We start from the raw sequence: 12,894 nt of genomic DNA, 5'->3' as shown, positions 1-12,894 counted from the left end.
CCTCGATATTATCGAGGGCTAGGAATTTTGGTTGCGGGGGCCGGATTTGAACCGACGACCTTCGGGTTATGAGCCCGACGAGCTACCAAGCTGCTCCACCCCGCGTCTGGATGTGATGTATAATACTTTTTTTTCATTTCATTGCAAGCATAATTTCCGGAAATGAATTTGTTTGACTGAATTTGAAACAGAAATAGCATAAAATATCGTAAGTGTAGTCTGTGTAAAGGTTCAAAATTTAGTATCGTTTTAGCATGAATTTTGATAGGCTAATCACTTTTCTCATCAATTAAATTTCTAAGGTTTTTTATGAATTGGAAGGCGTATAAACAGTGGGCGGCGGTGACTGCCGTCGCACTTTTAGTTGCAAGTTGTTCTTCGGATAGAGTAAGCAAAGGACAGAGTGATTATCAGGCGGAACACGCGAAGTTTGGTGCGGTATATAAAGGTCGTCAGTATATTCCGCATAATTTTGTCAGCACTCCGAGAGTGGCGGCAAACGGATCGATTGTTAATTTCCAAGATTTCTTAAAACAGTTAAATAATGTACGCGCGTATGCCGGCGGTATTACCGGCCGTTATGCAGGCACTTACGGTAAAGTTTCCTCATGGATCGCTTCAGGCGGTAAGGTATCGGATTTAGCCCGTTACAATATTCACGCGCTACAAATGCGTGGTGAAGACGGTTTCCAAAACGTGTTAATGACCGGTTACTATTCTCCGGTTATTCATGCACGCCGTACGCCTCAAGGTCAATATCAACACCCGATTTATGCAATGCCAAGTCAGAAACGCTTTACCCGTTCGCAAATTTATGACGGTGCGTTAGAAGGTAAAGGTTTAGAACTCGCTTATAGTGATTCAATGTTGGATAACTTCTTACTTGGCGTGCAAGGGAGCGGTTATGTTGATTTCGGTGACGGTCGTTTAAATTATTTCGCTTATGCAGGTCAAAACGGCTTTAAATATGCGAGTGTCGGTCGTTTATTAGTTGAAGACGGTGAAATTCCAAAAGAGAAAATGTCTATTCAAGCGATTCGTGAATGGGGAGAACGTAATCCGCATCGTGTACAAGGCTTATTAGAACGTAACCCGTCTTACGTTTTCTTTAAAAATGATCCGACCGGTCAAGTAAAAGGTTCGGCAGGCGTACCGTTAGTCGCATTGGCGTCAGTCGCTTCCGATAAAAGCCTTGTACCGTCAGGCAGCGTGTTATTGGTTGAAACACCGTTAATCGATCGTGCCGGTAACTGGACGGGCAAACACGAATTACGTTTAATGGTAGCGTTAGATGTCGGCGGTGCGGTAAAAGGTCATCACTTTGATTTATACCAAGGTATCGGTGATGAGGCTGGTCATAAAGCTGGTTTAATGAAACACTACGGACGTGTTTGGGTATTAAACTAATTACTCATCGTACACAAGCGGTTGATTTTTGCAAAAGATTTGCAAATTTTGACCGCTTGTTAGCTTCTAGATACAGCCTCCGCAACTGCCGCATCGCCAGTCTTCTTTATTTACTGCTTGGTAGAAATAGCGAATAATCTCTTCTTCTAACGGAATCTCTTGTTCGATAAACCAATCGCTTAGCCATTCAATATTTTCTACAATCCAATCATCTTCATCCAATCCTTCTAAGTAAAGCTCATCATCCGGATCCATATAGTTATAAATCCCTTTTGTGCCCATATCTTTATCTTGACGGTCTTTAGGCAGGGTAAGTTCTCGACCATTGTAATGAATAATCCAATGACCTAAGCACATAACTTGTTGTTTACGACTCCAAGCGACAGTAAAAGGGTTCGACATAATTTATACTCCATTCGTTTTTTAAAATTTTAAAACTGACGAAAATAGGGGGATATACAAAAAATGGGGTAAATTGGAACGAGTTTGATTTAGTTCAAAAGAATAAGCCTCAGCAATGTGAGGCTTTAGCAGATAGGTATATGTGTTAGGCGTTGGCTAAAATTACTGCACGTTTCGGTGCAGGATAGCCTTCAATGGTTTTACTATGATCATTTGGATCGAGGAAATCGACCAAACTTTCATTTTCCAACCAATCGGTTTTACGCTGTTCTTCTAATGTTGTAACTGCTTGATCAACACAGCGGACATTTTTGAAACCAACTTTTTCCAACCAGTTAATCAGGCAATCGATCGACGGAATGAAATAAACGTTTTTCATCTTCGCATAGCGATCGGCTGGAACAAGACAAGTATTCACATCGCCATCAATCACTAGCGTTTCTAATACCAATTCACCACCTTTCACCAGTTGCGCTTTAAGTTGTGAAAGATGATCTAACGGTGATTTACGGTGATAAAGCACGCCCATTGAGAAAACCGTATCAAAAGCGGCTAACGGTTGCATTTGCTCAATACCAAGCGGAATTAAATTTGCACGGCGGTCATTGCCAAGTAATTTGCGTACCACTTCAAATTGGCAAAGGAATAGTTCAGTTGGGTCAATTCCAACTACCATTTTTGCGCCTTCACCGACCATACGCCACATATGATAACCGCTACCACAACCGACATCTAAAATAGTACGGTCTTTCAGCGGAGCAAGGTGCGGAAGGACACGATCCCATTTAAAATCGGAACGCCATTCGGTATCAATATGAATTCCGTGCAAATGATAAGGCCCTTTACGCCAAGGCATCAGCTGTTTTAAGTGATGAGTAAGTTGTTTGGCCTCACCAATGGAAAGTGGTGAGTGCGGAATAGATTCCACCTTATCTTTCAAATTAATACAAGCGGTCGAATTTGGCATAAAATCGACAATTTTTGCCCATTTGGCATAATCACCATGTGTGGTTTTTTCCCATTGTTTTAATTGTAAAGGCAAAGTTTCCAGCCAAGCGGACAGATTCGTTGTTGCGATTTGTTGATAAAAAGGACGAAAGTCAATCATAGAAATTTTTGTGTCATTAAAATAAAGCCGACATTCTAGCAAAATTTGCAAAAAAATCTAAAAATTTAACCGCTTACTCTTTGTTTAAAATGATAAGATTTGTAGAATAAGCCCCTTGAATTTTTTCAAAGGGACATCATAATGCCTAACAGCACAGCCTTGCCAACTTTTCGCTTAAAGATCAACAACTTTTTCAATTAAAAGCACTCTTGCCTGAAATTTTTAGCGAGGGCAAAATTGATTTTGATAAGTTCCAACAACTTTTCTCTGGCAACATTTCTACTAAGCCTGACCGCTATCATCTCAACTGGGCAGGCAAATCGCAGGCGTATCAGCAATTACAAATTCCTACGCAAAAAACGCTTACACCTTGTGTAGAAGAGAGCGTAGATTTCGAGCAAACGCAAAATATCTTTATTGAGGGAGAAAATCTTGAAGTATTGAAAGCGTTGCAAAAATCCTATTTCAATTCGATCAAAATGATCTACATTGACCCACCTTATAACACGGGAAATGACTTCGTTTATAACGACAATTTCGCCCAAAACCAAACAGATTATCAGGCTCAAACTGGCGAAATAGGCGAAGATGGCTTTCTCAAAAAAGCCTTCCGCAAAAATGCCAAAGAGAATGGGCATTTCCATAGCAACTGGCTAAATATGATGCTCCCTCGTTTACACCTTGCCCGTAATTTGCTCAAAGATGACGGTGTGATTTTTATCTCCATTGATGATAACGAACAAGCACAGCTGAAATTATTGTGCGATGAAGTGTTTGGGGAGGAAAATTTTGTGGCAGAACTTATTTGGGATAAGCAGCATTCTCAACAGCAAGGGCTATTCAAGACATATCATGAATACGTTTTACTTTATGCTAAGAATATAAATAATCATAAGAATATTAAAGGTGGGACAGGTGTTATTGATGCTGGAGCAATAAAGAAAATCTCTAAATCTAATCCTGAAAGTGAATTTACATTTCCTGCTGGAGTAAAATTTGAAGCAAAAGATGGTGTAGAACTAAAAGGAACTTTTGGAGATAGTGAAAAAGTTACTGTTGTTAAAGGATGCTTTAGGGCAATAAATGGCAGAACCCTAGAAGAAGTTACATTATCTGCAGGTTGGACACAGAAGAAACAAATGACAGAGTTTTTTGCAGGAAATGAAGTTTATGACACTAAAGGTCAAAAGGTTATTGAGTTCTATTTTTCATCAACAGGAAAGTTGAAATGTAGAAAAGAGAGAACATCAATAACTCCTCCTACCTTATTACCTAAATATGGTATGAGCAGTTTACATACAGACAATTTAAAAGAGTTGATGAATGCAACAGTATTTAATAATCCTAAACCATTACCAATGTTAAGTGATTTTATTCGTTGGTTTACGGGGAGGGCGGATATTATCTTGGATTTTTTTAGTGGGAGTGGTTCCACTGCTCATGCGATATTAGAGACTAATTTAGCAGAAGGTAAAAAGAATACATTTATAAGTGTTCAATTAGCTGAATCATTAAATGTAGATAATGAAGATCAAAAAGAAGCCGTTGAATTTTGTTTAAATTTAGGGGTTCCTGCAACTATTGCCGAAATTACCAAAGAACGTATTCGCCGAGCGGGCTCGCAAATTTTGCAAAAAAATGAGGAAAATCGACCGCTTGATGTAGGACTTAAGGTGTTTAAATTAACCGACAGTCATTTTAAACAGTGGCAATCGCCCACAGCAGAAAGCCTTGCGGAACAATTAGAAATGTTTATCGACAACGTTAAAGAAAATACCGAACTGCAAGCAATGCTGTATGAAATTCTGTTACGTTTGGGGCTGAAACTAACCTGTAATGTGCGTTATGAAAACAACATATTTTGGATTGAAGATGAAAAATCACAGCACTATGCCATTTTATTGGAGCATATCGATGAGAATTTGCTTGATAGTGTTATCAAATGTACAACCGCAAAAAGTGGTGGCATTAGATCGTTTGCTGGCAATGACGCATTGAAAAAAAATGCCGAATTGCAGATGAAAGATGCGAATATTGCATTTTTTGTGATTTAAATTAAAACCCCTCTTTAGCAAAGAGGGGAAGGGGAGATTTGGCAGAAGTGATTTATGCTCATACGAAATGAGACATCGTTATTAAATCTCCCCAGCCCCTCTTTTATAAAGAGGGGAGTAGATCGAGAAGAATTTAAAATGAAACTCCAATTTGAAACGTTAGATTATCAACAACAAGCTGTGCGTTCGGTATTAAATTTATTTGTTGGGCAGCCGAATCAACAGACAAATGATTTACAGCTAACAAACCATTTCCAATTTTGCCCAAATGCAGAGTTAGCTACGGGTTTACCTCTTGCCGAAAATTTGGCAAATCAGCAGAAGACCCAACAAATTAAACAAAAAACGACACTTTCTGATCACGGTTTAAATTTTACCGTCGAAATGGAAACGGGGCGGGGAAAACCTACGTCTATTTACGCACAATTTTTGAGCTAAATCGTGAATATGGCTGGCAAAAATTTGTAATTGTTGTGCCGAGCGTGGCGATTCGTGAGGGCGTATTGCATACGTTAGAAACTACACGTCAGCATTTCGCCACATTATTCGATAATGTGAGTGTAAACCAAAAATTTGAGTATAAAAGTAACCAACTTTCACGTTTGAAACAGTTTGCAGAAAATCACAATATTGAAATTTTAGTGATTAATATCGACTCATTCGCCAAAGATAGCAATATTATCAATACACTTAACGAAAGTGGTGTAGCTCCGATTCACTATATTCAGCAGACCCGTCCAATTGTGATGATTGACGAGCCGCAGAATATGGAAACCGAGATTCGCCGTAAAGCGATCGAGAGCCTTAAGCCATTGTTTACTTTACGATATTCAGCAACGCATAAAAATGCTTATCACCCAATTTTTAGTTTCAATCCTGTGCAAGCCTATGAACAGGGCTATGTGAAACAAATTGAGGTGGATGGCGTATTGGCAGAAAATGAGGTAAATGGTGCTTATGTCGCATTAAAAGAACTTAAAACAACGGCAAAAAGTTGGTCGGCAAAGATGGAAATTTTGTTTAATGATAAGAAAGCGATGAAGAAAAAAGTCGTTACCATTAAGCCAAATCAAGATTTGTTTGAGCTTTCCAACCAAAATGAGATGTATCGCAGTGGCTATATTTTGAGTGGAATGGATTTTGATGCTCAAATGATTGAATTTAATAGTGGTATGCAAGTTTTCGCAGGCGCAAATAATTCTGCTTTAAAAGACGATTTGCAGAAAATGCAGATTCGCCGCACGATTGAAGAGCATTTGTAAAAAGAAAAGAAATTTCGACCGCTTGGCGTGAAGGTTTTATCGTTGTTTTTTATTGATAAGGTGGATAACTATCGCAATGGTGGGAAATTCTACCAGTGGTTTGAAGAAATTTATCAAGAATTGGTAAATGAGTCCCCCGAAGGTGTGCATGATGGCTATTTTTCGAAAGATAAAAAAGGTGTAGTAAAAGATACCAGTGGCACAACGCAGGCAGATAATGATACTTACCAACTTATAATGAAAAATAAAGAAGGCTTGTTATCATTAGATAATCCATTGCGTTTTATTTTCTCCCATTCAGCGTTGAGAGAGGGCTGGGATAATCCTAATGTATTTCAAATTTGTACCCTTAACGATACAGCAAGTGAGCTAAAAAAACGCCAAGAAATCGGACGTGGTTTGCGTTTACCAGTGGATCAAAAAGGCGAGCGTTTACGAGATAAAAGTAAAAATATTTTGACTGTGATAGCCAATGAAAGCTACGAGGAATTTGCTTCGAAATTACAACGTGAAATTGAAGAAGATTGTGGCGTTACATTTGAAAAAAGCCAAATCAAAAATAAAGCAGAACGTAAGGTTGTGCGTTATCGGAAAGATTTTAGCCAACACCCTGAATTTCAAACCTTATGGGAGCGAATCAAATATAAAACCACTTATCGAGTGGCGTTTGCACAAGCTGATTTAATTGAAAATGCCATAGCGAAAATTGCCAAAATGCAGAGAGTGGAAGCGGTTAAAATTCAGCATACGAAAGTTAAATTACGTTTTGATGAAACAGGGGTACAGACAGATTTACGAGGTGAAGGAAGTGATATAACAAAAGTGGAATGGGCAATTCCTGATGTATTGAATATGCTCCAAAAGAAAACGGGACTAACCCGTGAAACGCTTTGTAATATTTTGCAAAAATCTGACCGCTTACAGGAGATCTTTGCTAATCCACAGCGTTTTATTGACTTAGTTGCAGAGAAAATTAACTTTGCTTTGCAAGAAATTATGGCGGAAGGTGTACAGTATCGACGTATTGCGGGTAAAACCTATGAGATGACTTTATTCGAAGATTTTGAGTTTTATCCAAATCAATTCACTTTTAAAGTGAATGAGCAAGAAAAAACAATTCACGAAGAATATATTTCCCTAGATTCAAATACGGAAACTTCGTTTGCAAGAGATTGTGAAAATAGTGAACAAGTTGAGTTTTATTTCAAATTACCGAAAAAGTTTAAAATTCCAACACCATTAGGTAATTATAACCCCGATTGGGCGGTAGTGTTTAAAGGACAGAATAAAATTTATTTTGTGGCAGAAACCAAAAATACGGGTAAAGGCATTCAGGCTGGTGTAGATGAAAGTTTGTTGGATCAATCAGAGCAGATGAAAATTGCTTATGCACGTAAAAATTTCAACTATCTTCAGCAAGATTTTAATGATTTGAAATATGAAGTAGTGGAAAGTGTGCGAGAGATTTCAGGAAGATATAGTAGATAATAAGGTGGGCTTTCGCCCACCATTTGAAAAGCTTAACTAGCAATCGGATTTACTTTCGCCACCTGTAATTTACGGTAAGCATCAAGTAATTTCTGATGTGCGGTCATATTTTCGAGTGATTCATCCGATGCGGTTAAACCGTGGAACGGGTTACCGCCTTGGATTGCGCCCCAAGCAGATTCAACCGCTTGTTTACCATACATTTTCTCAAATACCATACGATATTGTTCCGCATCACGTTCTTCATCTAAGAACAATTCAATCGATTGAATTAAGCAGCGGTAATAATTGTTACGTTCTGCTGAGAATACGCTCGCATTCATATTTGCTGTCCAGTTTGCCCAATCTAACGCTTGCTCTAAGTTGCCTAAAGCTAAATGTAGCATCGATTTAAGCTCACCGATACGTAAGGTTTGCATTGCATAACCTTTTTCTGCTACTAAACCGATAAACTCACGCACACGGGTTAAATCATCAATACCTTGTTCATCTAATTCATCAAGAAGTTCTTGATAAGTTTCACGATCGTGATGGAAATGCGGCAGATCTAACAAGATTTCACGCCAATCCATACCCATATTGTTATTCGCATAAATTAAATCGTCGCTTGGATAAATGTTCGACATACCCGGTGCAAGAATACGGCAAGCGTACACACCTAAATGCTCATAATCCATAATATAAACCGGTTGCTCATGTTTATTAAAGATTGCCATCATATTGGCAAACTCTTGCTCGGTTGTACCTGAGAAATCCCAATGAACGAATTCATAATCGGCATCTTTCTTGAAAAGATCCCACGAAATCAGACCGCTTGAATCAATAAAGTGCGTTTCAAGGTTAGCGTGATCCGCCACATCTTCATTATTAAATGAAGGCGGAGCAAATACATCTAAATCTTTTAAGCTACGACCTTGTAATAACTCGGTTACCGTACGTTCAAACGCCACTTGGAAATTCGGGTGTGCACCGAATGAAGCGAAACAAGTACCATTATTCGGATTTAACAAGATCACACAAATAACCGGGAATTCACCGCCTAATGATGCGTCATAGCATAAAATCGGGAAGCCTTCTTGCTCAAGTTTTTCGATAGACGCTTTGATTGTCGGATAGCCGTCAATCACGCTTTGCGGAATTTCCGGTAAGCTGATTGCTTCAGTAATAATACGGTTTTTCACAAAACGTTCGAACACTTCCGACAAACCTTGTACACGCGCTTCGTTTTTCGTATTACCAGCCGACATACCGTTTGAAACAAATAAGTTGCCGATAATGCTTTGCGGAATATACACGGTTTGGTTATCCGATTGACGTACATAGGGTAAGGTTACAATCCCACGATCGTAGTTACCGGATTGGAGATCGACCAATAATTCCGGCGTAAGCTCGCCGTTCGGATCGAAGTATTCCCATAAATAATCGTCCATCATATCTGCTGGCGGTAATACGTCATCTTCAATTGGAAACCATTTTTCTGATGGATAATGCACAAATTCACTATTCGCAATTTCTTGACCTAAATAAAAATCCGCCCAGAAATAGTTGGTTGATAAACGCTCGAAATATTCACCTAATGCCGAAGCTAACGCCGCTTTTTTGCTTGCGCCTTTACCATTTGAGAAACACTGCGGACAATCTGCATCACGAATATGCACCGACCACACATTCGGCACAGGATTTAACCAAGACGCTTCTTCAATGTTAAACCCTAAGGTTTTTAATTTATGCTGAAAGGTAGAAATACTGTCCTCAAGCGCAGCATCTTTACCGGTAATAAAAGTTTGTTCTGACATTGTAATACCTTCGACTTGTCGTAAAAAAGTGCGACATTCTAGCAAAAATCACTACAGATAAGTAAATTTTTTGTGAAATTCACCGGATGAGTTTTTTAATCATAAGTGATGAGGATATAGAAGTTTTACGCCAAAATTTTACTACTTATTTGATCTTGGTTTTTGTTTTCTTACTTCGTCAATGTTAAACTTTAGTGAATATGATTTAACGACTTAGAGAAAAATAACAATGAGCGGTGCAGAATTATTAGTAAACGTGACACCGAGTGAGACTCGGGTGGCGTTAGTTGAGAACGGATTGTTAAAAGAGCTTCATATTGAGCGTGAAGCGAAGCGTGGGATTGTCGGTAATATTTATAAAGGACGTGTGACACGAGTGTTGCCGGGAATGCAGTCGGCATTTGTGGATATCGGCTTGGAAAAAGCGGCATTTTTACACGCTTCCGACATTGTTTCGCATACGGAATGTGTCGATGAAAACGAGAAGAAACAGTTTGTCGTAAAAGATATTGCAGAGCTGGTACGTGAAGGACAAGACATTATCGTACAAGTGGTGAAAGACCCGATTAGTACTAAAGGTGCACGTTTAACCACCGATATTACTTTGCCTTCTCGCTATTTGGTGTTTATGCCGGAAAATAGCCACGTGGGCGTTTCGCAACGTATCGAAAGCGAGGAAGAGCGTAATCGCTTAAAAGCGTTGGTTGAGCCTTATTGCGATGAACTTGGCGGCTTTATTGTGCGTACGGCGGCGGAAGAAGTTTCGGAAGAAAGTTTGCAACAAGATACGATTTTCTTGAAACGGTTATGGCGTAAAATTTTAGAACGTAAGGCAAAATATCCGGTTAAATCAATGTTATACGGTGAGCTTGCTCTAGCACAACGAGTCTTACGTGATTTTGTCGGTACACATATCAGTTCGATTCGCATTGACTCAAAAATGACCTATGAACAAGTTAAAGAGTTTTTAGCCGAGTTTATGCCGGAACTGACTGAAAACGTGAGTCTATATAGCGGTAGCCAAACGTTATTTGATGCCTACGGTGTGGAAGATGCGATCCAAAAAGCGTTGGATAAACGAGTCGATTTAAAATCGGGCGGTTATTTAATTATCGAACAAACCGAAGCGATGACTACGATTGATATTAATACCGGTGCGTTTGTCGGTCATCGCAATTTAGCGCATACGATTTTTAATACCAATATTGAAGCGACACAAGCAATTGCACATCAGTTACAACTGCGTAATTTAGGCGGCATTATCATTATTGATTTTATTGATATGCAAGAAGAAGAACACCGTGAACGTGTGCTGCAGTCGTTACAAGAAGCGTTAAAAGGCGACCGAGTGAAGACCAATGTGAACGGCTTTACTCAACTGGGCTTAGTAGAGATGACCCGTAAACGTACCCGTGAAAGTTTAGAACGTGTGCTGTGTTGCGATTGTCCGGCGTGTAAAGGGCGTGGTACGATTAAAACGGTTGAAACCGTGTGTTATGAAATTCTGCGTGAGATTGTGCGTGTTCATCACTTGTTTAAAATCGAAAAAGTGCGAGTGTACGCTTCAAAAGAAGTGGCGGAATATTTAATTAACGAAGAAACGCACGCTTCGATTGCCGAACTCGAAGCCTTTATCGGTAAAACCATCGAAATCAAATTAGAGCCTTACTATCATCAAGATCAATTTGATGTTGTCGTGATGTAATGGGTAAGCGGTAGGATTTTACGAAAGTTTTGCAACTTTTTGCGAAAATCCGACCGCTTGTTTCCTACCAAAAATCCGCAAAATCGCTTATAATTACTTTTATTTTTCGAATTTATCAAACAAAAGGTTAAAAAATGTCCGAAGTTGAACATCAAGAATTAGATCTTAACGGTGAAATGTTAGCTCGCCGTGAGAAATTAGCAAAATTACGTGAACAAGGTAATCCGTTCCCAAATACTTTCCGTCGTGACGCTTATGCAGAAAAATTACACGCACAATATGACGAAGTAGAAGGCGAAGCGTTAAAAGAACAAGATATTCAAGTGAAAGTAGCCGGCCGTATTATGCTTAAACGTGTAATGGGTAAAGCGTCTTTCTTTACCATTCAAGATGTAAGCGGTCAAATCCAGCTTTATGTTGCTCGTGATAACCTTGCGGAAGGTGTGTATGCGGATAAAGTTAGTATGTGGGATTTAGGCGATATCGTTGGTGTTGCCGGTACGCTTTTCAAAACGAAAACGGGCGAATTAACCGTTCGTTGTTCGGAAGTGGAATTATTAACTAAATCACTGCGTCCGTTACCAAACAAAGTACAAGGTTTAACCGACCAAGAAACACGTTATCGTCAACGTTATTTAGACTTAATTTCTAACGAAGAATCTCGTCGTACGTTTATGATCCGTTCAAAAGTGGTTTCAGGTATTCGTCAATTCTTCTTAGAAAAAGACTTTATTGAAGTTGAAACGCCAATGTTACAAGTGATTCCGGGCGGTGCGGCGGCAAAACCGTTCGTAACTCACCACAATGCGTTAGACGTGGATATGTATTTACGTATTGCGCCTGAGCTTTATTTAAAACGTTTAGTGGTTGGCGGTTTTGAGCGTGTATTCGAATTAAACCGTAACTTCCGTAATGAAGGTGTTTCAGTGCGTCACAACCCTGAATTCACCATGATCGAATACTACCAAGCGTATGCGGATTACCACGATTTAATGGATAACACCGAAGAATTATTACGTAAATTAGCGATTGATATTCTTGGCACGACAACCGTTCCTTACGGTGAATACGTGTTCGATTTTGGTAAACCGTTTGAACGTATCACGATGCACGATGCAATCGTGAAATACGGTAACGGCATTACACGTGAAGATTTAGATAGTTTTGAAAAATCAGTAGAAATTGCGAAAGGTTTAGGCATTGAAATCCAAAAATCTTGGGGCTTAGGTTCTGTGGTTAATGCGATTTTTGAAGAAGTAGCGGAACACCAATTAATTCAACCGACTTTCTTAATGGCACACCCGGCGGAAATTTCACCGCTTGCACGCCGTAATGATGAGAACCCTGAAGTAACTGATCGTTTCGAATTATTTATCGGTGGTCGTGAAATCGGTAACGGTTTCTCAGAACTAAACGATGCGGAAGACCAAGCAGAGCGTTTCGATGCACAAGTTGCAGCAAAAGATGCGGGCGATGATGAAGCAATGTTTAAAGATGAAGACTTTGTTGTTGCGTTAGAACACGGCTTACCGCCGACAGCCGGCGAAGGTTTAGGTATCGACCGTTTAGCAATGATTTTTGCAAACGCACCGTCAATTCGTGATGTGATCTTATTCCCTGCGATGCGTCAGAAATAATTTTATTTGATACGGAAAAAAGCACACTTTCGAGT

Annotated in this window: 7 protein-coding genes, 1 tRNA gene and 1 pseudogene; 5 read left to right on the top strand and 4 right to left on the bottom strand. The window is 39.4% G+C overall.

Features of this window, described 5'->3' with window-relative positions; genetic code table 11:
* Window positions 1-28: 28 nt before the first annotated feature.
* Window positions 29-105 (bottom strand) — tRNA-Met (locus DRF63_RS04350).
* Window positions 106-309: 204 nt separating this feature from the next.
* Here DRF63_RS04350 and mltA point away from each other — a divergent pair.
* Window positions 310-1,407 (top strand): murein transglycosylase A, encoded by a 1,098-nt coding sequence (gene mltA / locus DRF63_RS04345; protein ID WP_005597277.1) that lies wholly within the window; start codon window positions 310-312, stop codon window positions 1,405-1,407.
* Between the two features lie 66 nt (window positions 1,408-1,473).
* Here the strand turns inward: mltA and DRF63_RS04340 are convergent, their stop codons facing one another.
* Together DRF63_RS04340 and cmoB are read right to left on the bottom strand one after the other, a co-directional pair.
* On the bottom strand, window positions 1,474-1,809 hold the full coding sequence (locus DRF63_RS04340; protein ID WP_009875481.1) for a hypothetical protein: 336 nt from the start codon (window positions 1,807-1,809) through the stop codon (window positions 1,474-1,476).
* Between the two features lie 145 nt (window positions 1,810-1,954).
* Entirely contained in the window at window positions 1,955-2,917 is a 963-nt protein-coding gene (gene cmoB, locus DRF63_RS04335) for a tRNA 5-methoxyuridine(34)/uridine 5-oxyacetic acid(34) synthase CmoB (RefSeq protein WP_005597275.1), read from the bottom strand.
* Between the two features lie 209 nt (window positions 2,918-3,126).
* Between cmoB and DRF63_RS04330 the strand changes: the two genes are divergently transcribed.
* Both DRF63_RS04330 and DRF63_RS04325 read left to right on the top strand, forming a co-directional pair.
* A complete protein-coding gene (locus DRF63_RS04330; RefSeq protein ID WP_005597274.1) occupies window positions 3,127-4,971 on the top strand; it encodes a site-specific DNA-methyltransferase in 1,845 nt (614 codons plus the stop codon).
* A 138-nt stretch (window positions 4,972-5,109) separates the two neighbouring features.
* A pseudogene (locus DRF63_RS04325) lies at window positions 5,110-7,721 on the top strand (restriction endonuclease).
* Window positions 7,722-7,753: 32 nt separating this feature from the next.
* On the opposite strand, the gene ycaO reads toward DRF63_RS04325, so the two are convergent.
* Entirely contained in the window at window positions 7,754-9,517 is a 1,764-nt protein-coding gene (ycaO, locus tag DRF63_RS04320; RefSeq protein WP_005597268.1) for a 30S ribosomal protein S12 methylthiotransferase accessory factor YcaO, read from the bottom strand.
* A 229-nt stretch (window positions 9,518-9,746) separates the two neighbouring features.
* On the opposite strand from ycaO, the gene rng reads away from it, so the two are divergent.
* Window positions 9,747-11,222: a ribonuclease G gene (gene rng / locus DRF63_RS04315; RefSeq protein WP_005597266.1), complete on the top strand. Its 1,476-nt coding sequence runs from the start codon at window positions 9,747-9,749 to the stop codon at window positions 11,220-11,222.
* 134 nt (window positions 11,223-11,356) lie between these two features.
* Entirely contained in the window at window positions 11,357-12,859 is a 1,503-nt protein-coding gene (gene lysS / locus DRF63_RS04310) for a lysine--tRNA ligase (protein ID WP_005597264.1), read from the top strand.
* Window positions 12,860-12,894: the final 35 nt, after the last annotated feature.

Origin of the sequence: Actinobacillus pleuropneumoniae (assembly GCF_003290385.1) — a bacterium.
GTDB lineage: Bacteria > Pseudomonadota > Gammaproteobacteria > Enterobacterales > Pasteurellaceae > Actinobacillus > Actinobacillus lignieresii.
This window is presented reverse-complemented; position numbering and strand designations above follow the sequence as displayed.

Excerpts from the sequence above, each read along its gene's own strand:
- DRF63_RS04340 (WP_009875481.1), bottom strand. The coding sequence starts at position 1,809 with ATGTCGAACCCTTTTACTGTCGCTTGGAGTCGTAAACAACAAGTTATG.
- lysS (WP_005597264.1), top strand. The coding sequence starts at position 11,357 with ATGTCCGAAGTTGAACATCAAGAATTAGATCTTAACGGTGAAATGTTA.
- mltA (WP_005597277.1), top strand. The coding sequence starts at position 310 with ATGAATTGGAAGGCGTATAAACAGTGGGCGGCGGTGACTGCCGTCGCA.
- cmoB (WP_005597275.1), bottom strand. The coding sequence starts at position 2,917 with ATGATTGACTTTCGTCCTTTTTATCAACAAATCGCAACAACGAATCTG.
- ycaO (WP_005597268.1), bottom strand. The coding sequence starts at position 9,517 with ATGTCAGAACAAACTTTTATTACCGGTAAAGATGCTGCGCTTGAGGAC.
- rng (WP_005597266.1), top strand. The coding sequence starts at position 9,747 with ATGAGCGGTGCAGAATTATTAGTAAACGTGACACCGAGTGAGACTCGG.